This window comes from Spongiibacter sp. IMCC21906, assembly GCF_001010805.1.
Classification (GTDB): Bacteria; Pseudomonadota; Gammaproteobacteria; order Pseudomonadales; family Spongiibacteraceae; genus Spongiibacter.
Map to the genome: position 1 here is coordinate 2,044,478 of NZ_CP011477.1, position 23,756 is coordinate 2,068,233.

A 23,756-nucleotide genomic window follows, 5' to 3' on the forward strand; every position below is an offset into this window, starting at 1 on the left:
TTCAGGCTTTTTTAAGCCGCTTACTTTTTAAACTCATTAGATGAATAACACTGACTTAACGTTAAAACTACAATTTCGGTCATTCCCGCCTGCGTATGAATGACAAGTTTAAGCCGGTGTCTTCAATCCTTAGAAAATTTGTTCGTCGCCATCGTCCGGTTCTTCTATTGTTAAGCTAAACCCTGTATTTGTTGCTTCGGATTCAGCTTCTTGGTGGGCGCCGACGGGCAAGCCTCTACTGCTGTGCAGCTTGATTCTAAGGCGGAGATTGTTAGCAGAGTCGGCATTTTTTAATGCGTCTTCAAGACTGATTTTCCCGTCTTCATAAAGTTTGAATAAGGCGGCGTCAAAGGTTTGCATGCCTAAGTTTTCAGACTTGGCCATAATTTCTTTAATGCCTTCGATTTCTCCTTTATGAATCGCTTGAGCGACTGTCGGGGTACCTAGTAAAACTTCAATCGCGGCAGCGCGTTTCCCATCTACAGTGGGTACTAAACGCTGAGAAACAAAGCATTTTAAATTCAGTGACAAGTCTAATAATAATTGATTTCTGCGCTCTTCCGGAAAGAAGTTAATAATTCTATCCAAGGCTTGGTTAGCATTGTTAGCGTGCAATGTTGAGATACAAAGGTGACCCGTCTCGGCAAAGGCGATTGCATGCTCCATTGTCTCTCTATCGCGTATTTCACCGATCAAAATGACGTCCGGTGCTTGCCTCAACGTGTTTTTCAATGCTTGGTGAAAACTCCTTGTATCAACGCCAATCTCACGCTGGTTGATAATGCTTTTCTTGTGGCGGTGAATAAATTCAATGGGATCTTCAATAGTAATAATATGACCGCTACTGCTGGTATTGCGATGATCGATCAGAGCAGCAAGAGAAGTAGATTTACCCGATCCGGTAGCGCCAACAAAAAGTACTAAGCCACGCTTTGTCATCACCACATCTTTAAGTATTGGCGGTAAGCCCAAATCATCAACTTTGGGGATGTCAGTAACAATATTACGAGCCACAATAGAAATTTCATTGCGTTGTTTGAAAATGTTGACCCGGAAGCGTCCGACCTTGGCGATGCTATAGGCTAGGTTCATTTCCAGCTCTAGCTCAAACTCCTTAATCTGCTCACTATCCATAATTTCATAAGCAATCTTTTTAATATCGCCGCTAGAAAAAGGCTCTTTATTCAGCGGCTTAAGCTGGCCGTGAAACTTGGCGCAGGGTGGGGCGCCGGTGCTGAGGAACAGGTCGGAGCCAGCGTTTTTGGCAAGGATGGTAAGGTAGTCGTTGAAGGTCATATGGCCAAATTTTCCTGTGTAGGGCTATACAAATCCACGTTGATAGATAACGAAAATTACTTGTTAACAGTGTATCGCTATATTGAGTTAAATTCCTTTCGATCCAACATGATGAGCTATGTATAGAAATCCCCTTGGTTTCAGCTACCAAGGGGTTTTTTTGGTCAATTCATTGAACTATTAACGCCGCATTTAGCGCGTACGCAGCTTGGGAAAACTGACTCTGAACGGCAGAGTGCTTACTATCAGCTGTTTCACTGTAGGATGCTAGAGGTGGGGTTGACGGCGATAGGGGAGGTTATAAATAAAGCATCGGTGTTGGGCCGTAACCGCTTTAAGGTCCAGGTTGAAGGCTATTCCAGAACGGCGGCCAGCGAGGTGGTGATAGGAAGTCAACAGCTTTTCGTGAGCGGTAAAATCAATGACACTGAGCCAACGGTCTCTAGTGGTATTAAACTCTAGCTCCATTGATCGGTAGGAGCGGGCGCTGACCGCGATTGCTATGGACGAGCTTCTTTATATATTTCAATCGCCTTAGTGAAAGAATCAATTACTCTGACCCTATTGATAACCCTATTGATATAAGTGGCTGGTAGTGTAGGAGAAGCAGTTGTAGGAGCTCCTAGGCTTTCTTTCCATAGGGTTTTAATGCACATTTACATCACCAATCTGACTTTGTCGTTTTCGCAGGTCATAGAACCGCCAACCTCGGCTGCAGCGATGTTAGCACCCAGTAGCTGCAATACTTGGTTCAAGACGGGGTCCAATATCGGTGATAAAGCGCTGTTTATTGTTGAGTTGATAGTCGAAACCAACGTATTCGCTGTGCTGCCCACCAATGTGGTTACCAGCCCCAACCCCGAGCCAGTAATGCCGTTTCCATCGCCATTGGGTTCGTAAAACTCAACGCCGATGCCGCCAATGGTATCAGTCAGGCTGGCAAGTAAATCTTCTTCGCTGAATGTCTGGAAGGCGTTCTGGCCCATACCATTATCTACGTCAGGCAGATAGGTTTCGTCGGGATAGTTCTCATAGTCCAGAGGGGTGCCTGATACGGTGCCGGAGTCAGGTGATGGGGCCCAGCGTAGGCCGATGCCTCCACCTGTAAATGCAGTTCGTTGGGCGTTAGCGGGGTTTGAAGACCAACTACTGCCGGTCCAATACTCCTTGTAGCAGACCACCAGGCACGTCTTTCTCACCAAAACCTCGCCAATATCCAAGATGGGGAAAGGGCTCATTTCCAATTCAGTGTCAGAAAAGGCCTGGGTACTCGCTTCTTCTGTACTGTTTCCTAACTGGCCTAGGGAGGCACTTAGCAACTGTGAGTTAGTCTCAACATCCAATGTTTTATCTTCACCAGCACAGCTATAGTCGCTTACTCTGGCTTCGGAATGGCCAGCATTAATTACCACATCCAGTCGGGGGGAGGGCAAGACTCGAATACTGATTTCTTGCTCTTCGCTTGAGCCTAGGAGATTAGACAGTACTCCAATTAGATCGAGCGCGAGTAAATCATTCACGGTATCTGCCACCGATGATACTAGGGCGTTGTCAAGCAATGGATCCAAGGCGTTATCTAAAGCGGGAAGATCGAGGGAGATAAAAACTCTTAATTGTGCTGACCTGACATAAATTTGATTTGGACCGTCAGGATCAAGTTTCACTAATTCCGGGTTGCCGATCGCTGAGAGTTTGGGAGGCTCTCCCACTTGGAGCCGGATGGTTGCATTGGCTAGGCCAAGCAAATTAGTTGGCAAATTTGCGACGATCCCACTTTCACTGTTGGCCAGTTGAATCGTACTTTGGACAAAATCCAGAACACTTAGCCTACTATCTAACCCAGCTTCATCGGTACCCGTTTGAAGTTCCAGAATATCGCCCAGTTTGACTAACGGTGTGGCGCCGGGAATAGCACCCGACAGTAAATTCAGCGCGCTCAAAGTAGCAGTATTTCCGGTCGGCAAGACATCCGCTGCAACGTTTAGGAGGTCGCTAACGCTCACTTCACTTGAGAGCACGCTATCGTAGCTGCCAGCGTCGAGAGTTAATTCTGATGCGAGTGCATCCATATAATTGAGAAGGTTGATGTCTGTGTCCACCAAACTTTGCCAATCTGCGACATTGAGATTCAAGGTGGTGCCAAGGAGTCCCCCCAGTATCGCGTTTAGCAATTCTGACTGGGTACTGTCTATGGAGACAATATTACCGCTAATCGCCAGTTGCGCCGTAGGCTCACAAGCCTGGGCGACGGCTTCCGCGTAGAGGTCTATGTCTCCTGGAGAGCTAGGCCATAGCTGTTGGAATAAGGATGCGGGAATGGTGCGGGTTAATTTAACTTCTACGGCTTTGCCATTCTCACCCGCGCTGTTGGGTGTGAAAACCCGGCCACCAGCGCCGCCACCTTGGACTCGCCCCAGCGAAACTTTGATGTCGCCATCCTCATCTTCGTCACCAAAATTTCCTTTAAAATCATTTCTGTCTGCTGAAAGTGCGTCCAATGCAACACTGCGACGACCGGCATCATCCATGGTCTGGTCTCGGCAGTACAACAACGCCGTTTCCAATGCCGCTAAATCCGCATTTTTTTGCAGTGAGCGCTTTTCAAGAAAGATTCTGCCGGTATCGACAACCACTGCTAGAAACATGATCAGTGTGATCATCATTACTGCTGCCATCACCGCGACCACGCCTTGTTGCCGTTGCCGTAGTGTTGTTTTATTTGCGGTGATCATCTTGATGATACTCAGTCGTTTGTAAACGTTTCGTCGATAAAACTGTCGGGGATAGGCTGGCTAAAGCTTTTTACGTAGCGCTGATAGATTTCACTGCGGGCTTTACCACTAAGGTACTGCTCATTACCACTTGCTAATTCCCCTGAGCGTTGTGCAGCCATCAGTTTTGCGGTGGCGGTTTGGGGCTCGCTTTTGTGGTTCGGAGGTGTGGCAAAAGCAGGGGCGGCCAGCAACAGGGCGGCAGCGGTGGCAATATAGTATTTCATAGTGGTGCTCCTTTTTTGATGCTGGATGAATTGGCTAAGGCGGGTTGCTTAAAGGTGTTTGCTTTGCCAATGAGTTCTTTGAATTCGTGTCTATCGATACCATTGTTCGATGCCATACGGGCGGCGGTGCGGGTGTCGCCGTCCAGAATCAGGCTGATCACCATATTGCGAATGGCCACTGGGTGCCCAGGTGCAAGTTGTAGGGCGGTCATAAACTCCCGTTGGGCGTCTTTAAACTCTCGGTGGGCCAACAGAATAAAACCAAAATCATTGCGAATATCTGCATTGGTGGGGGCCAGTTTTCGGGCAGTCAGCATTTGTTGATGGGCTTGGGGAATGTCACCTCGAGTAGCCAGTATTTTGGCCATGCCAGCGTGACCATAAGCGGTCATGCAGGTGAGACTAAGATCTCGGTAACTGTTATAGGCTTCGGTCAGTAAACCGGTTTTGCGTTGGCCTTCTGCTCGCAACCATAGTGCTTGGGCGCTATTGGAGTTGTCTCTTTCAAGGTGGGCTAGTGCAGAGTAGTACTGCCCCTCTTTAATTAATTGCGAGACCATATCCAGTTTCATGCTTTCGGCCTGTTGCAGCGGTTTATCGCAGCTGGCCGCTACTGAAACGGATTTGTTAGCGGTGCTGGCACAACCACTTGCCAAAAGGGTCGCGCAAATAGCGATTGTTAAGGTGATTTTTTTCACAGGATTCTCCATCCTTGTACCAAGCTAAGTAGTTAACCCAAGTGGTTAATTGCCCATGCCAGAAAGCGCGCTTGTTAGTGACATAAAGCTGGGGCCTGCCGCAAAAATAAGCAGCGCGGGAAAAAGAAATACCATCATAACCAAAGACATCTTTCCCGATAGCTTGTTGACCGTTTCTTGAAGGTCCAAGCGCCGTCTATTTTGTAATAGGGAGTAAAGCTCATTCAGCGATTTATCGATGCTTCCGCCGGTGATGGACTGTTGGCGGATGACAATTAGGTATTCTTTAAAGCCTTCCGCCGAGGTGCTATTGATTAGCTCATAAAGCGCTTCTTCCTGACTCTGGCCCGATTCAATTTTGTTGACCGCCAGGTTCAGTTCCTTGGCGCAGTTCGGGGTAAGGTCACTCAGTTCATCGCAGATTATTGCCAGTGTTTTGGGCAGCGACAAGCCCACGCGCCAAAGCATACGGGTGGTTTGAATCAGCATTAGGGTTTCGCTTTCAAGTTTGCTTTGGCGCTCCTCGGCGACTTTTTTTAGTAGCGAGTAGCTAATCAGCAACATTACCAATAAGCTGCCCAGTACGCTTAAAATCAATTGGCTAAACTCAAAATTACGGGAAAAAGCGTAGGCACCACCGGTAACGGCAAGCGTGGTGCTGGCGACTAATGTATAGACAGTCGCTCTCATTTGCTGATCGCTTTTAAACAAGCCTGCCCGGCGCAGTAATTGCGATAAGGAGGCAAGCTGAGTGTTTTCTTCCCGTAGTTGACGCCAGATATCTGTGGCGTTGAAATTCATTTGCTTACTTTTGGTGCCGTTATTGTTGGTGGTCTCCAGGTGGGCAACCACCAGTAGTAGCACGGGGGCAGTGCATAGCACGATAGCGCCAATAATAAAGTAGATATGATGTGCTTCCATGTTTCTCTCCTTAGCGGCCGATCGATTTGACCATGCGCCATAACACCACTACACCGAGTATCTCCATCCCGATGGCAAGCAACAATAAGGACTGTCCACTAGGGGTAGCCCACATATCCAGCAGCATATTGGGGTTTTGGTAGAACATATAACCAGCAATGCCGGGGGGGAGCAGGGCCAAGACCATGGCAGTAAAGCGGGTTTCGCCAGTCATGGCACTAAGTTCACGTTTGCCTGCGTCATCAAGTCTTAAAATGGCAACAATATCGTCTAGAATGGCGCGAATGCTGCCACCGTATTGTTCGTTGATACGTAGTGATGTGGCGAGTACACCAAACTCCTGGAGTTTGCTTGCCTTCGCTTCGCGATCAAAGGACTTGTGCAGCTCGTCGCCGAGATGAACGCGACGGACAATACGGCGCATCACTGTTCCCAGAGGACGCTCTAAGGTTTCTACCGAGTCGCTAAACGCGTTTTCCACAGAAATACCTGCCGATAGGCGGCGGGTAATTTGGTTGATAAAAGAGGGCAGTTGCGCCAGCATTTTAGCGCGGCGTTTGGCGCCCACGGCCTTTGTCAGCATCACCAGTACGGCGGGTATCAGTAGCACCACCATCAGGGCCAGTTTGGTGGGCAACAGCAGCGCACTTAGCAACAGCGCAGCGGCCGCTACCGCCAGGGCGCTGTAAATAATCACTGCTGGCAGTTCAACGCCATTGGCTGCCAGGTAGTTTTTGATAAAGTCCGGCACGTCGTCTTCGGTATCGAGCTTGGCGGCCTCGTCTTCGAGGGGCTTGTCGTCATTGTTCAGTAGCAGCAATATAACAAAGGCCAGGCTGGCAACCAGTAATGACAAGGCTATCCAAATCATTTAATTAATCCTTGTTAAACCGTTACTTCTTCATCGAGCAGCGGTACCACATTGCTGTCGATGGCTTGCAAACTTTTGCTGACGTCGTCGTAGGTAAACAAGGTATTAAGTTCCACCCCCTTGTTTGCTAAGCGTAATTCGGCAATTTGAAGTACGCACCGATGACCATCAGACTTGCGGCCAATATGAACGATCAGATCCAGAGCACTACCAATCATTTTTAGAATCAGCTCGCTGGAACCCTTGAAGCCCGACATGCCCACCATCATTTCTAAACGAGTAATGGCGTCGGTTGCAGAGTTAGCGTGAACAGTACTCATGGAGCCACTATGGCCCGTGTTCATGGCCTGTAAAACATCTAGCACTTCGCCGCCACGGCTTTCGCCAACAATGATGCGGTCAGGGCGCATCCGCAGGGCGTTTTTCACCAGTTCTCTTGCGCTAATCTCGCCGACGCCTTCGTTGTTTTCAGGCCGTGTTTCCAGGCGCACTACGTGATCATTACGCAGTTGTAGTTCCGCCGCATCTTCAATAGTGACGATCCGTTCGGTGGTGGGAATATACTGGCTTAGAACATTTAACAGTGTGGTTTTACCTGAGCCAGTGGCACCACTGATCAGCATATTACGGCGATTATTTACAGCGTTGGTCAGGTAGTCTAGCGCCTCACGGCTAATCGAGCCGCCAGCCAATAGTTCCTCTGCGGTTAGCGGGTCCTTACGAAACTTTCGAATTGACAGGCAAGGACCATCCAGGGCCAGTGGCGGTACGATTGCATTAATTCGGCTGCCGTCGCCCAGACGGCCGTCTACAATCGGGCTGGATTCATCGATACGACGACCCAGCGGGGAGATCATTCTGCGAATAACTCGCAACACATGGCGGTTGTCCAAAAAACGCATGTCCGCTCGCGACAACACACCTGCCCGTTCAATATAAATATTGCGGGGGCCATTAATTAAAATGTCATTAATGGTGGGGTCGTCCAACAGAGTTTGTAGAGGGCCATAACCGACTATTTCATCTAGCAGTTGCTTTTCAAGCTTGGCGAATTGATCGCGGCCAATATTGATTTCATGGATGCGACAGTACTGACGTATATAGGCGGAAATTGCCTCTTCAAGTTTTTTTTGATTGTCATCATAGATAACATTGTCGTCTTCAATTCGATCAATAACAAAGGCGTGCATTGCTGCTTTGAGACCTTCGTGATCATTCATATCGGTTTTTTTACTTTCGGATTCGCGCCGCTCCAAGATTCTCATGAGTCTCTCCAGATTCGCTTAATTTGCAAAGCCAACATTGGCCGATCGGGATTCAGTGCTCTTTGAATTCGCTTTATCCTGACCATCGGGATCAAAAATCATGTCCAAAAATGAGGGAGTGTATTGGCTGTAGACTTCACCAGGGAGCTCAGGCAACTTGGCATTTTTGGCAATGGGTTTGACCAGGTGTGGGGTAACAATCATTACCAGCTCCTTGTCTTCCTGCTCAAATTTGGTGGAGCGGAACAACGCGCCAAGAATGGGGATGTCTCCCAATCCAGGAATACGATCGGCATTATTGAAGGTACTGCGGGTCACCAAGCCACTAATCACAAAGCTTTCGCCGGGGGCCAGCTGAATAGAGGTGTCAGTTCGCCGTACCCGCAGGCTGGGTACAGCAACGCCGCTGGCCTGCACGCCGTTGCTGAAGTCCAGGTCGCTAACTTCGGGGGCCACTTTCAGCATAATGCTGTTTTCACTGAGAATGGTGGGGGTGAGGCGTAGCCGTACGCCAAATTCCTTGAACTCAATTTGTACTTGACCGTCTCTGTTAGAAACAGGATAGGGGAATTCGCCCCCGGCTAGAAAGCTAGCCGTTTGGCCAGACAGGCTCACCAGCGAAGGTTCTGCCAAGGTATAAGCATAGCCATTTTTCTGCAGTGCATTAATTGCTCCCCGGAACGAATTGGTAGCGTGCCCAACCAGAATAGAAGAGGCATCGCCACTGTTAACCGTGTTGCCGATCAGGGCGCCCACTGGACTGTTGGCGAGCAGTGGTAGCAGGCCCGTAGAGCCGGTAGCTACCGACGTGTCACCGCCAATATAGGAAAAGGCGGTGCCAATCTGTTTTAGCTGCGAGCGGCTGTATTCCACAATACGGATATCGGTTTGTACCTGAACAGCGCCACTTTGCACGGTATTGTCTTGCACCTGTTTGCCGGCCGATTGCAGTAGTTGGTCATGCTGGTTTAATGACCGAGTCTTACCCTGCAAGTGCACGCCACTGCCGCTAGCATCTACCGCTACACCAGAGGTGCTGCTTACGGGTAGGTCAGGAACAACGTCAATCTTAAATACCGTAGGTTCTGAGCTGCCCTGCCACAGTAGCAACTGGGTAGAGCCCATGGTTTTGGCGGTAAGTAAAAATTCTCGCGAGTTCAACACTTTCAGGCTGGCAATCTCGGGGCTGCCAATGGCGCTGCGTTTAACACTGTGCTGGGTGTTAAGGGCACGCTGTTCGCCCACCGTCATTCTCAGGGTTTTGTAGGGACTGGCTTCCACTGAGGTAACAGCCGCGAGAAGTAATCCTACTAGGAATCCTTTTTTCATTACCGATACTCCTTTATGCTGGGCTAGGCCGGTATTCATTACTTGGTTACTCGAATAGTTTCGACGCTGTCACCGCTGTAAACATAGATGGACTTGGGGGCCGGAGGTGGTTTAAGTCCGGTCACGCTGCGCATCAGAGTGGGGTCGTCTTCGATAGTTTTGGTGGCATCTTCTGCATTAGCTTTTGCTAGTTGCACGTCGCTTTCGCCAATGGCAACTAAGCGAATATTGCCGCTGTTCTCTGCTAGTACCAGGGTGTTGATTTGCTCAATGGCGACCTCCAGCACAGCTGAGCGGCTGCGTTTGCCGGAGTCTTTGTCTGCGGTTTTAGGTTTACCTTTTTCGTCAGTGATTTGGGGTATGGCTTCGCCAATATCATTGCCATAAGCCAGCAGACGAACATTGCTCAGTACTCGGCGCGCCAAACTTTTGTTGTAGTTTTCTTTGTTGGGCCGGGTGGTGTAAATCACATCCACATAATCACCGGGTTGCAGAAAACCGCCGGTACCTACAACCTCATCCACTTTCACCGCAATAGCTCTGTAGCCGGGATTTACATCGTCAGCTAATAGACTGCGTTTTTCGAAGTGAACAAGTCGCAGTACATCGCCTTTGCGGAGGTCGGTTTGTAGCGTCTTGCCAACGATGTCAGTGACCTTAGAAAAACCACCCTCAATACTTTGGGGGTAGGGCACCAAGTCCACCTGCTCGGCATTAATAACGCTACCTTTGGACAGGTCTTGGTTACTGATTATTGTTTTTTGGGCGTAGGTGAAACTGCTGGCATCAGCTTGTGGGGCGGTTGCCACCGAGCCAGGTTGACTAGCATCCTGCTGGCTGATCTTATAGCCGATCACGCCCATGATAATGGCGCCGATAATCAGCAGCGCCGCGATGATTTTTAAAGTCCTTGCTTGCATGGTTGAATCCCTAAAATCGCCTTAAGCTTCAATGTTTCGTATGAGTAATTGGCAACGAAACATACCTGATATATCTGTAACTTTGATGCTATGGCTTGTGTAGTAGGCTCGATATCGTGAGAGATACGTACTAGCGCCCGTGCATGTCGAAAACCTTGCTTTGCGTCACATTACCGCTGGCGCGATGTCGCTCTAACGCCAATGGCAAAGCCGCCGCGAGGGGCGGCATTAAAGACGAAGGCTGGCGCGACCCACCAGGCTGTCTGGCAGACTGGGAATGTCACCCACCAGTGGCAGGGTGATACCCGGTAGAGGCGGCGCGGTGCTTAGCCGAACCGTACATAACATGTTTGGATCACAGGAGAAGGAGAAGTTTTCACCGCTGGTAGCACTACTCACCAAGGATGCAGACAGCCAGGTCAGGGAGTTTTGCACTTGGCTGCGTACCACTGGCTCAAGCTCGTCTTGGGTACACACCGATTCCGCGCACTCCGTGGCCAGTGCGGCCCGCAGGGCGTCTTCGCTGACATAGGTAAAACTCTGGATGATCAGAAACGCCATCCCGTAGGCGATAATCGCGTAAACCATGGCAAAGAAAACCGGAAACATCAGCGCGAATTCAATCGCCACTGCCCCCGTTTGTTTTTTGGCCTTGCCTGTTTTGTTGCTGTTGTGCTTCATGATTCCTCGCCCTCCGTCCAGTGGTTTAGCGGGAGAGATTCGATAGCTAATTGGTGACGTCTAATAGGCTTAGCAAATACTCACCGGTTAATAGATGCAGCGCTGCGCCCAAGGCGATAGCGGTGCCAAGGGGTAGCCCGGTGTGACTGGGCGGCACTGGCTTGGCGTACGTATGGGAGCTTGGCGCAAACACGCCCCGCCAGCTTGCGACCAGCGGGGCTTGAAGCTTAAGCAGACACACCACCAGCAACACGCCGGTGGCAAATACTTGCAGTAATACCGCGCTGGGCCACAGTGGCGCAATCGCCAGCATCAGCTTGACATCGCCGCCCCCCACAATGCCCTTGATATAGCCGGGCAGGGTAATGGCCAAAGCAAAGATGATATTGATTGCCAGTGTCGTTAGGTTCACTTGGCTTTGCGAAAAAAAGGCAAAGTATGCCACTGCCGCTAATAGTGCGTTTAGGGCATTGGGAATTCTGCGACTTTTCCAGTCGAGAACTCCAATGCCGGTTATTAAAGCGGTGGCGATCACAGGCTTACCTATGCATGGCTAGAGGCGCGAGTTAACCACCAGTCGCAGTAGTAACATCAGTGAACATACCCGTGAAAATGCTGCTGACACTTATACCACTAGCACCAAATGCAACGACCAGCGCTACGACAACTATTGCAGCAATAACCGCATACTCAATCGCGCTGGCACCAGTCTCGTCTTTTGCAAAAGATTTCATTTTGGTCAAAATTGTATTTAACATGGGTCGTTCTCCATTGGTTTAGGTTTCGACCGAGATACATAGGCGAATCCCTATCGGCCTTGGTGATAAGATTGCGCTTTGCACAGTTGGAAAAAAATAAGTAGTTGCCGTAGCTGATCTAAGGAAATACCCACTATTTGTAGCGTTATGCGAGATAAAATGCGCTTTTTAGCCCCCCTTTTTGCGTTATGAGCGATAACAAGACGGTTCGCCTGAAGGCCATGGACTTGCTGGCGCGGCGGGAGCACTCTCGAAGTGAGCTTAAAAATAAGCTGTTATTTCGCTTTAGTGAAAACGAATCAGAAATTGATGTGGCACTGGCCGATCTATCTGCTGAGGGTTTGCAGTGTGATGCTCGGTTTTGCGAATCGTATATCCGTGTTAGAGCAGAACGGGGGTATGGGCCTCAACGATTACAGCAGGAGCTGCGGCAACGGGGTGTGGATGAGGCGTTGATTAGTGACGCTTTAGGTTGTTGTGATATTGATTGGTGGCAGCAGGCAGAGGCGCAGTTAATTAAAAAGTTTGGTGAAGGGAAGCCTAGTGATTATAAAGCTCGCGCTAAGCGTATGCGGTTTTTGCAATATAAGGGTTATTCACAGGATCAAATCAACGTAACCTTGGCTACCCTCTGTGGTGATTGAGTTGGACGTTGAATTAAATCGCATTTATGTCATCTAACAGCTCTATGGTACAAGTGCCTCAGAAGCTTGTAGGGTACTTGTTAAATACATAAACCAGCTTAGCTGATGGTGAATGTGACTCTCTTTGGGGTTATTCACATTGCTATTTGATACGGTCGATTCAATTGCTATAAGTGGCGACAGTGGCATTAAGTAGCTGCTAAATCGCAGAGTTTTCAATAAGGAGCTTAACAATGTTAAAACGTTATTCGGTCATTTTGGCCTCGCTAATCATCTTTTTTTCACTGAGTTCAACGACCCAGGCTCAGCAAGGGGCTGACTTGGCCGCTGCTGGTTTGCAGAGCCTGGTGACTGAGCTGAAGCTTGATGAATCGCAAAAACAGGAAGTGGATGCATTAATTAAAAGCTACACAGAAAAGTCTACGGCTATCCGTACTAAGGTTCTGGAGCTGCAAACTGAAATGAAGAGCCTGGAGCTTGGCAACTTGACTAAGAAGAAAATTCAGCGTCTTAGCGCAAGCACGGGTAAATATTCTGCCCAATTCACTGAGCAAACGTTGTTGCTTCAAACTGGTTTTTACGCCGTGTTGAATAGCGAGCAAAAAGCGAAATTTGACGAGTTGAGAGGTCAGATTGCTGAGCGTCGCAGCATCATGTCTTCCCAATAAATAAGAAGCTGGGTGCGCAGGTCCAGTCTGCGCGCCGCCACCTACCGAGTAAATAACGGGCACTCAAAACGATGCCGACCTTTTAGCGTTTATTATGCTTAATATTATTTGAGCCCATTCTCACAGAGGCTTGCAGGGTGCACACTCCTTTAGCTGTGCACCCCACCCCCACCGCGGTGTTTATACTTTTTCCAGCGTAAAACCTTCTTCTTTTATCCAATCTGCCAGCGATTTTGCATGGCTGTCATTGCTAACGACAGCGGTACTGGCTTTGCCTTGTTGTAAGTACGTTTTTGTAACTCTGATGAGATCCTCAGCTTGAGTGTTTAAAACCCGCTGACGAAACAGGCGGCGTTGCGTGAGGCTGCGGCCGAAAAGATTATTCTGGAAGTCTTGCTTGGCTTCGCCTGCTGGGGAACCCGGTTTGTCGATGCTTCCGATAATACCAAGTATTGCTTGCTCTAGCGCTTCATCGGAGATGGGGTTATTTAATAACCATTCGATTGAATCATCAAAATCTTGCAGGGTTTCGGTAAGCCTTGGATCGCGATAAGAAAAGAAACGAAATGCGGCGATATTCGAATCTTGCGAGGCTCCACCACCGTAAGCGCCACCTTGCTCACGAATACAGCGGTGCAGGTAGCCATTGCGAAGATAGCTGGCAAGCACCGTCAACACTGCCGAATCAGGATGCTCTGAGGTGACGGTGGGATAGGCCTTGGCGCAGAAGTTGACCTGGGAGTTGGCGACCCAAAATTCTTGGCGGCTTTCTCGTAGGGGCGCTAAGGTAAACAGATTACTCTGGCTTTGAGAAAGGTCTGACCATGTGCTGGCAAGCTGCTCGTTAAGGCTTGCTACAATTTCCTCATCGGCAATGAATAACAGCTGTTTTGGGCATTGAAGAATTTTAGTATGTAGTGCCAAAAGCCGGGTTGCCAGTTGCTGACGCTGGGTTTGTTCTTTCAGTGCGTCGCTTAACGCCTTCGATGATTTAATGCCCGGAAGGCCGCCTAATTTGTGATTGATGTTAGCGATAGGACTCATCCCCGCACTGGCCGCGCTCATGGCCAGGGCATGGCCGTTTCCGGTAATGGCAGATTGCTTACGTGCGCTAACTTGTGAGGCGATATCAGCGATGCGTTCCAGTTCGTCAAAGCGCTGGGTGGTTAAGGTGTCTTTCATTAACTGGGCTTGATCAAGGGCGTTGCGGGCGAGGGCTTTAGCACTGATGACTAAATAAGCAGTCGATTTTTGCTCGTCATCGGTATCGCCTCGCATACTGGTAAACGCCGAAATGCCGCCACACACTCGAGCTTGTCTAGCTTGGGTTTGCAGATAATCTTCTTTTCCCACCCCTAGTTCGGTTAGCAGTTGGCTGTAAAGGGGCAGTAATGCGGTTTCCTCGTCGCTAAGGGCTGGGAGTGAGAGAAACAGTTGCTGGTAAACCAGGCCGTTGGTGCCCCGGGCATATTGTGTGCAAGGTAGAGAGCCCAGCTTGGTTTTGTTAAAGGGAATTTCCGGGATATCCAGCTGCACGTCGTCTAATGAGACTTTAGGGAGGATGGATTCGTCTTCTTGCAAGGTTTGACGTTCCGCCAGTGCCGCAGCTTGATCTACGATGGCTTGTTTTTCAGTGTCTGACAGAGAAGATTGCAGTGATGCCAATTTGGCTCTTTCGGCATTGTCACGATGCTGTTGCATGGCGGTATCTGGTGCCATGGTCAGTCGTACCCGATGGGGGTTGTCTAGTAGTTGTTGGGCCAAACCTTTTATATAACCGGTGTCTTTAATGCTTTCCCGAAGTTTTTCAATGGCGGGGTCAAGGTTAAGTAAATCAATGGGCTTGCCTCGATGAGTAGCACTGCCCATGGCGTTAAGAATCAGCTGCAGCCCGTAGGGAAAGCCATCGCCACTGATTTCACGTTGCTGTAATTCCAGTTGGTGAAGCACGGCCTCGATATTTTCTTGGGGGACGCCGTTGCTGGCGATGTCGGCAATGGTATCCAGTACCATTTTTTCAAACGCGGGGCCGTGCTCAGCTTCGCTGCCTTCAATACCGCATACCAGCGTCATTTCCTTCATGGAGTCTTCCAGGCCGCAAAGTGGCGAGGGCGCGCTACCCAGCTCAGTGGTTTCTAGTGCCTTTAGAAGTGGGCTGGCGCTATTGTCTAACAACACGCCAGATAGTAACTGCGCTTCAAGAAGTGAGTTCAGGTCGGTGCTGGAGCCAAGCAACCACGCCAACACAATGTGAGTTTTGCCCGCGACGTCTTCATCCTCGGGTACAGGGTAGTGCTCAAGAACTTGGACTGGGGCGTGATAACGTTTTTCATCGGCAACGGAGATATGCACATCCAGTGCATCAAAGCGTGACAGCGCCAGTTCTTCAAAACGGGCCTGATGTTCTGCTGCCGGGATATCGCCAAAGGTCATGAATATCGCATTGCTGGGGTGATAATGCTTGCGATAAAAGTCTTGTAGTTCTTGATAACTTAGGTCAGGGATGGCTTCCGGGTCGCCACCACTGTTGTAATGATAGGTGTTGCTAGGATAGAGGTATTTGCAGAGGGTTTGCCAAAGTTGGCTGGAGACGCTGCTCATCGCGCCTTTCATCTCATTAAACACGACGCCTTTATATACTAGCGGCGAGTTGGGGTTGTCTGCCTCTGCAAACTCCAGGCGGTGGCCTTCTTGGGCAAAGTCCAGTGGGTCTAGTCGGGAGAAAAACACCGCGTCCATATAGACTTGCAAGAGATTTTCAAAATCTTTGCGATTACAGCTGGCAAACGGGTAGGCGGTCCAGTCGGAGCTGGTAAAGGCGTTCATAAACGTGTTTAAGGAGCGCCGGATCATCATAAAAAACGGGTCGCGGAGGGGAAAACGCTCGCTGCCGCATAAAGCCGTATGCTCAAGGATGTGGGCGACTCCGGTAGAGTCTTGGGGCACCGTGCGTAGCGCAACAAGAAAGACGTTTTCGGGGTTGTCGCTGGCAATGTGGTAATGGGCGGCGCCGGTGACGCGATGACGGTACTCTGCAAGGTTGACTCCCAGCGCGGGGATATCCTCACTGCTGATTAGCTCAAAACTGGCGGTGGTGGTTTTTGCAGCGGCTTGACTCATAGTGGGGGACATATCCTTTTTTAATAACAGCGTATTCCCTCATTCTAGCTGGTGGGGATCGGGCGAGGCTAGCCCGAAAATTGTCTGGCTTGATGAAACCCCCTGTATTTGCTGGAAATTGTAAATGACTGCTGTCGTTGAAGCAGGTTGATATCCCCGAAATCGCTTAGCCAGTGTTGCGAGCTTTCGTTGTGGTGGGAAGGGTGTTTTTACTGCGGCGACTGGATCCCGGCTCAAGGCCGGGATGACGATTTTTGAGATTGAGGATGGCGATTTTCGAGACCGAAGGTGATGATTTTCTAGACAGAGGATGGTGGTTTTGGAGGCTGAGGGTGACGATTTTGCTAACGTCGAGACTCGATTAATAAAAGCCCAGAGCTGAGTCTTACCCGCGAAAGCGGGTATCCAGTGTTGCGAGCTTTGGCTGTGGTGGGAAGGGCGTTTTTATTGCGGCGACTGGATCCCGGCTCAAAGCCGGGATGACGATTTTCGAGATTGAGGGTGACGATTTCCGAGGCTGATGAGGGCGGTTTTGGAGACCGAGGGTGACGATTTCGCTAACGTCGAGACTCGGTTAATAAAAGCCCTGAGCTGAGTCTTACCCGCGAAAGTGGGTATCCAGTGTTGCGGGCTTTGGCTGTGGTGAGGAGGGCAGTTTTTACTGTGGCGACTGGATCCCGGCTCAAGGCCGGGATGACGATTTTCGAGATTGAGGGTGGCGATTTTGGAGTTGATGGTGGTTGTTTTGGAGCTAAAGGATAGCGGTTTGAAAATCTGAGGATAGCTGTTTGGAGCCTGAGGATGCCGCTCTGTTAATCACGTTTTTAGAAAATGCTTCCACTTGGTTATGTGGCCTGTCTAATTTTATGATATGACAAGCTCTATCTCGTTGAGAGGTAATGAAGTGTTACCTATATGGCCGAGCTAGATGGCCGAGCTAGTCTGTAACCCATGTGACCGGTTTGCACTAAACAGAGTCTTACCCGCGAAAGCGGGTATCCAGTGTTGCGGGCTTTGGCTGTGGTGAGGGCGTTTTTACTGTGGCGACTGGATCCCGGCTCAAGACCGGGATGACAATTTTTGAGGCTGAGGCTGAGGCTGAGGCTGAGGCTGAGGCTGAGGCTGAGGCTGACGAGTTAAAGTGTTATCCCTATTGTGGTCGTATATGCAAGATGTTGAAGAAGTTCTTGGATGCTCGCTTACAAGGATGACATGTTTAGATCAATGCCATTCGGTCTTGGAGCTACTTTTGGGGGAGGGGAAGCGGGATTTCAAGCCGGTAAATAACAGGCCAGAATTTCCCGGTAACGAGCCAGCTGCCATCACTGCTGTCGTAAGCGATGCCATTTAGTACGGCTTGATCAGAACTGACCGCCGGTTTTAGTGCCGCAAGATTGATCCGGGAAACTACATTTCCGCTTTTAGCGTTGATAAAGACGATGTCGTCGCTTTGCCAGACATTGGCGACCACATAGTCACCAACACATTCTAGTTCATTAAGCTTATCTACGGGCTTGCCGTTTTCCCTTACCTCTACTTTATGGCTGAGCTTCATGTTTGTGGGTGATAACCATTGCAGGCTCGCGCTGCCGTTACTCATCACAAATTGGCCTTCGTCACCCAAGCCGGGGTGAAAGCACAATCCCCAGCCTTCACCTTGATAGGCAAAGGCGCCGAGCACACTAAAATGATGGGGATCTAGAATAAGCCCTTTTTGCGCCCGCCATGTCAGCAGATACAGCCGGTCACGATAAATACTCAAGCCTTCTGCAAAGGCGGTGTCGGGGAGGGCCACGCCTTTAAGGTCGGGATCTTGACTTGCCTTAGGAGGGAAGTGACGGCTGATAACCTTAGAGCGACCGTACAACCCCGTGCTTTCAAACATTCGGCCTTTATAGAGCTCTAAACCCTGTGTAAATAAAGCGGTGTTATGAGGGTACTGTGTAATAACCCGGTAACCCCGTTTCTGTGCAGTTTTAGCAGTGGTGTCGGCCGGTGCGCCGCGAACTTGGGCGGTTAACATCGGTATTGAAATCAGGGCGGCAAAAAGCCAGCTCCTGTAGCGTATAAAAGTGTAAGTCATAACCAAATCATAACAGGGGTAAATGAATATTGGGTAACTCCCTGTCATGGCTACAAATTGTGAAAATTACCGTTAGGGGAACAACTTTAGGTGTTACTGTGTCAGAGATTACGCTTGGCAAGAAAAGCTAGGTGTAAAAAACATAATGCCACGACTGAAAAAGTGGCGTTCATTCTGCGATAGCTCAAGGAGGGCTAAAACAAATGAAGCGCAATTCAGAAAATACCTTGGTTTCAATGGTAAGTCGTTATCTTTTAGTAGCGATTATTGCGGGGGCAGGCCTGTTTACAATCACTGCTTGTGAGGAAAAAGGCCCTATGGAAGAGGCTGGAGAAAGTATCGATCAAGGAATGGACGATATGGGCGATAGCATGGATGAAGGCGCTGAAGAGATCAGTGACGAATACGATGACCATACAACTAATTAAGTTTAGTTGTGTAACGGGCGCCTAATTGGCGCCCGTTTTTTTTAACTATTGTCACAGGGAAAAGTGTTTTGTGGATTGTTTACACAGGGAGAAATAATCTCGCAAACTAGTGTAGAATCCGCCGTGTTTGTTGTTTAAAAAGGCCCGAAAAATGTCCCTCACTAGCGCATTCAAATGCCGAGAGCGGCTTGTTCCGGGCACCTTGTTAATTTTAATGTTGATCGCTATAGCCATAGCGATTGTTGCTGCAAATTCCCCCTATAGCCGTTTATACGATGGCTTGCTCGATGTACGTAAACCCCTCGATTTTCTAAAGCTGCCCACGTCCAGACCGCTTGTTTTTTGGATTAACGAGACCCTGATGCTTGCTGTGTTTTGTTGGACTGCTTTATTCCTAAAGCAATTTCGACAACGTCATTCAACAGTTACGCGACCCTTGATAGTTGTGTGGTGCTTGGCTGTAGTGAGCAGCGTGGGGGTGCCTTTCGTCTTGCTAGGCATACAGCAACAACAATTTGATATTGGTCATTTAGCTGCTGTAGCGGCCGACCCCGCCTTAGTTTGGGTCTGTGGTTTGCTGCTGTGCCGTTTTCTTAATGCGGATTCACGTCTGTTACTGGTGGCATTTGTTGCCAGTCAAAGCCTCGTTGTATTGGGCGGGGTGTATTTATATCAACTCCCCAACCTGCAATTGGGGCTGGGAGTGTTGGCCGCTTTTTTACTGACGGCGAGTATTTTATTTGCCAGGTATGGCTTTTTGTTATCGCTGCTCTGCGCTGCAGTTGCATGGTGGGTCTTGTTAAAAATGGGCTTGCCGGGGGGGCTGGCCGGTGTGGCACTGGCCTATGCGCTACCTATTCCCCAAAACCCGAATCAGCGCCTAATAGTAATAAGCGGCGTTGTGATTTTTCTTATTTGTCCGTTGCTGGTCGCTAATGCCGGTATCGGCCTGCGGGGTGTTGATCCAGGTTATGTTTTGCAGCTGCCTGCGTTAAGTTTGCTGTTGACCAGTATGTTACTAAAACCCTTATGGTTGTTTTTACTATTGGCGATTGCCATGCACTTTGATTGCTTGCCTGCAGGCTTGAAACAGAAGAGCCCCGTTCTATTTGGGCTGGCTTTACTCAGTGGCGCCAGTCTTTCGGGCCAATTGTATTTTGGTAGCTTGATTGATCGTGTAGGTAATTATCATTTTGATGTTCGAATGGCTGCGCTGTGTGGTACGGCTCTTGTCTTAGCCGGAGCATGGTGTTGTTTTCGGTCGGTATCCGGCCTCGCTGCGACTAGCGACGATTTTTCTTCAGGTCTCGAATAACAAAACGCGCAGGGGAGAGGTTTTCACAAAGCGCTCTGTCTAGCGGTGGAAACTCGCCACCAATATAACTTGCGATAAGCTCTGCGCAGATGGGGCTTGAGGTCAAGCCTCGGGAACCGTGGGCAATATTAAGGTATAGCCCTGGTTGATAACTGCCCGGACTATCGATGGTCGCTTTGGCATCTTTTCGTAAACGTTTGTAGTCGATATCAAATTTGGCCAAGTCAGGCACTGGACCCACAATAGGATGATAATCCGGGCTGGTACAGCGTAAGGCGGCGCGGCCGCCGAGAGCTTCTGCATTGCTGTGGAGCAACTCCGGGGAAAGCTTTCTAAGCTGCTGGATGTTCCAATGATGCTCCATATCGCTGAGTTCGCAATGTTGATCTTTAAGATTGAAGCTTGCACCAATACAAAAATTCTCACCGGTTGCGGGTGCAAAGTAACCTTCGTGACAAACGACTTTTTTAGGTGAGTAGGCGAGGTCTTTTGGCGATAAATAGCTCAGCTGCCCCCGAATAGCCCGGGTAGGAAGATAGCCGCAGCATGAGAGCGTTTTTGCCTCATGGCTATTGGCGATAACCAGTATGTCTGTTTCAGCAAGGGTTTTGCCAGCACGATTGCTGAGTTGCCATTGTGATTCTTGGTAATTTATCTCCCTCACTTCAGTATTATATTTTACGGTAATGGCATCGTGGTTGAGCCAGTATTTACAAAGTGCTGGCGGTGATAGCCAACCCGCACCGGGGTAGTAAAAGGCCGGGGCATGAAGGGGAATGCCTGCCAGCACGCTCGCTTGTTCTGGCGAAACAAAGGTGAGCCAATCTTGATGTTTTAATAATGTCTTTAGTTTCTCAAACAGTAACTTATCCGCGTGAGTGCTGGCCATTTGTAGCACACCGCAGAGTTCGCCAATGATATGTTGTTGCTCTATAAGTGGGCGATAATAGCCCAAGGCGTGCAGAAAGCTTGTCAGCGTAAAGCGGTTGAGACTGCCCAGCTCAGCGGAAAGCTTGGTGTAAAGCACGCCTTGCGGATTACCTGATGCGCCTTGAGCCGGTTCAGAGCCTCGTTCAATAACCTCGACTTGATATCCACGCGTGGCCAGTGCTCTTGCTGTGCTGGCACCCGCCAAGCCTGCACCGATGATTGTCACTTTGTTTGCTAGAGGGTTATTGGAACTGCGGTTAGAACTAGGGCAAGTATAAAAGGGGTTGTGCCATGGGACTTTTATATTGCCCCTGTTACTGTTACTGGCCATGCTGATGGCAGAGGTTGCTTGGGTGTTTTTTCGGCCATGCAATATGGCAGGCTTGTGATCAAGGCCGTTTACTGTTGCTACCGAAAATCCTCTCGTAATTAAACCGCGACAAACAAGCGCGTCTCCAGTGGACGCGGCAAAGCTACTGCCGGGTTTGCTTAACGTGGTAATCGAGTCAAGCAAGGTTTCTTGCCACATGTCGGGGTTGAGCTGTGGTGCAAAGCCGTCTAAAAACCAGGCATCGGCGGCGAGGCTCGAATGCGAATTTTTCTGACTTTCGTTATGGGTGCTGGATGACAAAATAAGCTCAGTTAAACCGTCACTTACATCACCAAAAAACAGATCCAAGCAAACTCTCTCACAATTCAACAATCTACGGTGGCGGCCTGGTACCAGCGGTGGATAGTTGTGCTGTAGTATGCTGGCTAGATGGCATAGTTCGGGCCAAGATTGGTGTGCCTTTTGCAGATCAATTGTTCTCATTGGATGTTTATCGATTGAGATATAGTGCAGCTGCCAATGTGACGGTGCTGTTTGTTGCCAGAGCTGCCAAGCAATCAGAAAATTAAGTCCGGTGCCAAAACCGGTTTCGATAATAGTAAACGTGCCCGGAGGTAATGCGTGAAGCTTATGCCACCGTTGGGCCAAATCATTGTGGTGAAGGAATACATGCCGATTTTCTGCAAGACTGCTTTCTTTGGAAAAATACCCATCGCTATAAGCTTTAGCCACGGGGACGCCGTCTTGCCATTCGACATCTGCGGTTTGAAGATAATAAGGGTTGGCGTTATCCATGGTGTTGAAAATGTCAGAGCAGCTATTGGCGGGATCGAATTGTAGCAGTGATTAAGTCAAAAAAAGTTTTAAGAGTTGTTAACCCTTTTCGGGATTGTGCGTTGCCCGCTTTTTTGAACATATTTTTATGCGTGCTACTGACTTTCTCGATTCCCGCTTACAGCCAAGCGGTTGATAGTGCCAACGCCAAAATTAGTTTGGCATTGGCAACTGAACCCCCTAGTTTAAATAGCGCCCAGGCCACCGATGCCATTGCCAGTTTTGTTCTATCTCATTTAATGGAAGGCTTATTAGCTTATGGTCCAAAGGGTGAATTGGTCGCGGGTGTTGCAGAGCGCTGGGAGTTAACGGCGGAGGGCGCCCGGTTCTGGTTGCGTGACGATGCACGCTGGAGTGACGGTCGTAAAGTCACGGCCCATGATTTTGTGTTTGCCTGGCAGTATGCACTTAAGCCCAGTACCGCCTCTCAGTATGCGTTTATTTTTTCGCCTATTGCCAATGCTGAGAAAGTGAATCGTGGCGAGTTGCCTCCTGCTGCGCTGGGTGTATCGGCGGTGTCTGACCGAGAACTTCGAGTAGACTTTGAAACGCCATGTCCCTATTTTCTTAGCCTGACCGCCTTTATGACGTTTATGCCGCTGCGTGAAGACGTGGTGCAAGAATGGGGCGACCGCTTCGCCGCTGACCGGGATAAGATGGTCTTTAATGGTCCTTTTGTGCTCTCCAAGTGGGTGCACGGCGCGCATTTACGATTTGAGAAAAACCCCCAATATTGGAACGCTGAAAGTATCCGTCTCGATGAAATCGATATTCCCTATATCACCAGTGATTTCAGTGCCCAGTTTAATTTATTTCGAGATGGGCAAATTGCCATGGCAGGACTCGATACGGGGTTGTTAGATGAGGCGGTAAAGCGCGGTTATGACATCCACGATTTTCATACGGGTTCGTTGTTTTTTTTGGAGTTTAATTTTAGAGAAGGGCGGGTTACTCGCAACCTGGCTTTTCGGCAAGCGGTGCAGCGGGTGATTGATCCCGCTTTGCTGGTGAATAAAGTGATTGGCTTGCCGGGAATCGCACCGGCATATTCGCTGTTTCCTAAAACAGTGGAGGGCATGTCCGCTCCGTTTAGAGAAGAGTATCCGGTGGCCAAAGTGCAACCCGATCTGGCGGCCGCACGGCGGCTGTTAGCGCAGGCTAAGCGAGAATTAGGTATCGACGAATTTCCACCTTTATTACTCCTGTCAGGGGACAGCCCCAGATCTCAACAAGAAGCTGAGTATTATCAGTATTTGTTCCGTAAGGGGTTAGGTATTGATTTGCGTATCGATCAACAGGTCTTTAAACAGCGATTGGAAAAAATGCGGCGGGGCGACTTTGATATTGTCGTGGCGGCGTGGGGACCGGATTACGACGATATTATGACCTTTGGCGATTTGTTTGCTTCTTGGAATGATAATAACCGCGGGCGATATAATAACCCTCAGTACGATCGCTGGGTGCGAATTGCTCAGCGCAGCAAAGACCCCGAGCAGCGTTTTAAGGCGATGTCACATATTCAGCGCATCGTGGTAGAGGATGTGCCGATATTGCCTACCTATGAAAACGGCTTGTTGTATGTTCAGCATCCGCGTTTAAAAGGCGTGAGACGGGGTGTGTTTGGCGGCGATCCCTCTTTTAAATATGCCTGGATAGAGCCTTAGTT

Annotated in this window: 20 protein-coding genes; 5 read left to right on the forward strand and 15 right to left on the reverse strand. The window is 49.3% G+C overall.

Annotation, left to right across the window (positions count from 1 at the left end; genetic code table 11):
• Positions 1-129: 129 nt before the first annotated feature.
• The 12 genes from IMCC21906_RS09405 to IMCC21906_RS09465 all read right to left on the reverse strand — a co-directional run bounded on the left by IMCC21906_RS09405 (position 130) and on the right by IMCC21906_RS09465 (position 11,737).
• Positions 130-1,296, reverse strand: coding sequence for a PilT/PilU family type 4a pilus ATPase (locus IMCC21906_RS09405; RefSeq protein WP_047011954.1), 1,167 nt, complete (start codon positions 1,294-1,296; stop codon positions 130-132).
• 656 nt (positions 1,297-1,952) lie between these two features.
• Positions 1,953-4,028: a pilus assembly protein TadG-related protein gene (locus tag IMCC21906_RS09415; RefSeq protein ID WP_082117431.1), complete on the reverse strand. Its 2,076-nt coding sequence runs from the start codon at positions 4,026-4,028 to the stop codon at positions 1,953-1,955.
• Between the two features lie 11 nt (positions 4,029-4,039).
• Positions 4,040-4,294 (reverse strand): DUF3613 domain-containing protein, encoded by a 255-nt coding sequence (locus IMCC21906_RS09420; RefSeq protein WP_047011957.1) that lies wholly within the window; start codon positions 4,292-4,294, stop codon positions 4,040-4,042.
• Positions 4,291-4,992: a hypothetical protein gene (locus IMCC21906_RS09425; RefSeq protein ID WP_047011958.1), complete on the reverse strand. Its 702-nt coding sequence runs from the start codon at positions 4,990-4,992 to the stop codon at positions 4,291-4,293. Before IMCC21906_RS09425 ends, IMCC21906_RS09420 begins: the two co-directional genes overlap by 4 nt.
• A 45-nt stretch (positions 4,993-5,037) precedes the next feature.
• On the reverse strand, positions 5,038-5,913 hold the full coding sequence (locus IMCC21906_RS09430; protein WP_047011959.1) for a type II secretion system F family protein: 876 nt from the start codon (positions 5,911-5,913) through the stop codon (positions 5,038-5,040).
• 10 nt (positions 5,914-5,923) lie between these two features.
• Positions 5,924-6,784 (reverse strand): type II secretion system F family protein, encoded by an 861-nt coding sequence (locus IMCC21906_RS09435; protein WP_052763471.1) that lies wholly within the window; start codon positions 6,782-6,784, stop codon positions 5,924-5,926.
• 14 nt (positions 6,785-6,798) lie between these two features.
• Positions 6,799-8,049: a CpaF family protein gene (locus tag IMCC21906_RS09440; RefSeq protein ID WP_047011960.1), complete on the reverse strand. Its 1,251-nt coding sequence runs from the start codon at positions 8,047-8,049 to the stop codon at positions 6,799-6,801.
• An 18-nt stretch (positions 8,050-8,067) separates the two neighbouring features.
• The gene (locus tag IMCC21906_RS09445) at positions 8,068-9,378 is read right to left on the reverse strand and encodes a type II and III secretion system protein family protein (RefSeq protein WP_047011961.1); all 1,311 of its coding nucleotides are present in this window, start codon (positions 9,376-9,378) and stop codon (positions 8,068-8,070) included.
• Between the two features lie 38 nt (positions 9,379-9,416).
• Positions 9,417-10,298: a Flp pilus assembly protein CpaB gene (cpaB, locus tag IMCC21906_RS09450; protein ID WP_047011962.1), complete on the reverse strand. Its 882-nt coding sequence runs from the start codon at positions 10,296-10,298 to the stop codon at positions 9,417-9,419.
• A gap of 228 nt (positions 10,299-10,526) precedes the next feature.
• Positions 10,527-10,979, reverse strand: coding sequence for a TadE/TadG family type IV pilus assembly protein (locus IMCC21906_RS09455; protein ID WP_047011963.1), 453 nt, complete (start codon positions 10,977-10,979; stop codon positions 10,527-10,529).
• Positions 10,980-11,025: 46 nt separating this feature from the next.
• Entirely contained in the window at positions 11,026-11,514 is a 489-nt protein-coding gene (locus IMCC21906_RS16350) for a prepilin peptidase (protein ID WP_052763472.1), read from the reverse strand.
• Positions 11,515-11,545: 31 nt separating this feature from the next.
• The gene (locus IMCC21906_RS09465) at positions 11,546-11,737 is read right to left on the reverse strand and encodes a Flp family type IVb pilin (RefSeq protein WP_047011964.1); all 192 of its coding nucleotides are present in this window, start codon (positions 11,735-11,737) and stop codon (positions 11,546-11,548) included.
• A gap of 188 nt (positions 11,738-11,925) precedes the next feature.
• Between IMCC21906_RS09465 and IMCC21906_RS09470 the strand changes: the two genes are divergently transcribed.
• The gene (locus tag IMCC21906_RS09470; protein WP_047011965.1) at positions 11,926-12,381 is read left to right on the forward strand and encodes a regulatory protein RecX; all 456 of its coding nucleotides are present in this window, start codon (positions 11,926-11,928) and stop codon (positions 12,379-12,381) included.
• Positions 12,382-12,614: 233 nt separating this feature from the next.
• Positions 12,615-13,049, forward strand: a complete 435-nt coding sequence (locus IMCC21906_RS09475; protein ID WP_047011966.1) for a Spy/CpxP family protein refolding chaperone — start codon at positions 12,615-12,617, stop codon at positions 13,047-13,049.
• Positions 13,050-13,229: 180 nt separating this feature from the next.
• Here the strand turns inward: IMCC21906_RS09475 and IMCC21906_RS09480 are convergent, their stop codons facing one another.
• Both IMCC21906_RS09480 and IMCC21906_RS09485 read right to left on the reverse strand, forming a co-directional pair.
• Positions 13,230-16,169, reverse strand: a complete 2,940-nt coding sequence (locus IMCC21906_RS09480; RefSeq protein ID WP_047011967.1) for an insulinase family protein — start codon at positions 16,167-16,169, stop codon at positions 13,230-13,232.
• Between the two features lie 1,243 nt (positions 16,170-17,412).
• Positions 17,413-18,252, reverse strand: a complete 840-nt coding sequence (locus IMCC21906_RS09485) for a glutaminyl-peptide cyclotransferase (protein ID WP_197085887.1) — start codon at positions 18,250-18,252, stop codon at positions 17,413-17,415.
• Positions 18,253-18,455: 203 nt separating this feature from the next.
• Between IMCC21906_RS09485 and IMCC21906_RS09490 the strand changes: the two genes are divergently transcribed.
• Both IMCC21906_RS09490 and IMCC21906_RS09495 read left to right on the forward strand, forming a co-directional pair.
• On the forward strand, positions 18,456-18,680 hold the full coding sequence (locus IMCC21906_RS09490) for a hypothetical protein (RefSeq protein WP_052763473.1): 225 nt from the start codon (positions 18,456-18,458) through the stop codon (positions 18,678-18,680).
• Positions 18,681-18,894: 214 nt separating this feature from the next.
• Positions 18,895-19,995, forward strand: a complete 1,101-nt coding sequence (locus IMCC21906_RS09495; RefSeq protein WP_231580349.1) for a Na+/H+ antiporter NhaA — start codon at positions 18,895-18,897, stop codon at positions 19,993-19,995.
• Here IMCC21906_RS09495 and mnmC read toward each other — a convergent pair.
• Positions 19,964-22,051, reverse strand: a complete 2,088-nt coding sequence (gene mnmC / locus IMCC21906_RS09500) for a bifunctional tRNA (5-methylaminomethyl-2-thiouridine)(34)-methyltransferase MnmD/FAD-dependent 5-carboxymethylaminomethyl-2-thiouridine(34) oxidoreductase MnmC (protein ID WP_047011970.1) — start codon at positions 22,049-22,051, stop codon at positions 19,964-19,966. The genes IMCC21906_RS09495 and mnmC overlap by 32 nt on opposite strands.
• A 47-nt stretch (positions 22,052-22,098) precedes the next feature.
• On the opposite strand from mnmC, the gene IMCC21906_RS09505 reads away from it, so the two are divergent.
• Complete coding sequence (locus IMCC21906_RS09505) at positions 22,099-23,754, forward strand: peptide ABC transporter substrate-binding protein (RefSeq protein ID WP_047011971.1); 1,656 nt, start codon at positions 22,099-22,101, stop codon at positions 23,752-23,754.
• Positions 23,755-23,756 lie beyond the last annotated feature (2 nt).

Coding starts and splice junctions, on each gene's coding strand:
- IMCC21906_RS09435 (WP_052763471.1), bottom strand. CDS start 6,784: ATGATTTGGATAGCCTTGTCATTACTGGTTGCCAGCCTGGCCTTTGTT.
- IMCC21906_RS09490 (WP_052763473.1), top strand. CDS start 18,456: ATGAAGCGCAATTCAGAAAATACCTTGGTTTCAATGGTAAGTCGTTAT.
- IMCC21906_RS09445 (WP_047011961.1), bottom strand. CDS start 9,378: ATGAAAAAAGGATTCCTAGTAGGATTACTTCTCGCGGCTGTTACCTCA.
- IMCC21906_RS09415 (WP_082117431.1), bottom strand. CDS start 4,028: ATGATCACCGCAAATAAAACAACACTACGGCAACGGCAACAAGGCGTG.
- IMCC21906_RS09480 (WP_047011967.1), bottom strand. CDS start 16,169: ATGAGTCAAGCCGCTGCAAAAACCACCACCGCCAGTTTTGAGCTAATC.
- cpaB (WP_047011962.1), bottom strand. CDS start 10,298: ATGCAAGCAAGGACTTTAAAAATCATCGCGGCGCTGCTGATTATCGGC.
- IMCC21906_RS09455 (WP_047011963.1), bottom strand. CDS start 10,979: ATGAAGCACAACAGCAACAAAACAGGCAAGGCCAAAAAACAAACGGGG.
- IMCC21906_RS09495 (WP_231580349.1), top strand. CDS start 18,895: ATGTTGATCGCTATAGCCATAGCGATTGTTGCTGCAAATTCCCCCTAT.
- IMCC21906_RS09470 (WP_047011965.1), top strand. CDS start 11,926: ATGAGCGATAACAAGACGGTTCGCCTGAAGGCCATGGACTTGCTGGCG.
- IMCC21906_RS09430 (WP_047011959.1), bottom strand. CDS start 5,913: ATGGAAGCACATCATATCTACTTTATTATTGGCGCTATCGTGCTATGC.
- IMCC21906_RS09475 (WP_047011966.1), top strand. CDS start 12,615: ATGTTAAAACGTTATTCGGTCATTTTGGCCTCGCTAATCATCTTTTTT.
- IMCC21906_RS09405 (WP_047011954.1), bottom strand. CDS start 1,296: ATGACCTTCAACGACTACCTTACCATCCTTGCCAAAAACGCTGGCTCC.
- IMCC21906_RS09440 (WP_047011960.1), bottom strand. CDS start 8,049: ATGAGAATCTTGGAGCGGCGCGAATCCGAAAGTAAAAAAACCGATATG.
- IMCC21906_RS09420 (WP_047011957.1), bottom strand. CDS start 4,294: ATGAAATACTATATTGCCACCGCTGCCGCCCTGTTGCTGGCCGCCCCT.
- mnmC (WP_047011970.1), bottom strand. CDS start 22,051: ATGGATAACGCCAACCCTTATTATCTTCAAACCGCAGATGTCGAATGG.
- IMCC21906_RS09485 (WP_197085887.1), bottom strand. CDS start 18,252: ATGACTTACACTTTTATACGCTACAGGAGCTGGCTTTTTGCCGCCCTG.
- IMCC21906_RS09465 (WP_047011964.1), bottom strand. CDS start 11,737: ATGTTAAATACAATTTTGACCAAAATGAAATCTTTTGCAAAAGACGAG.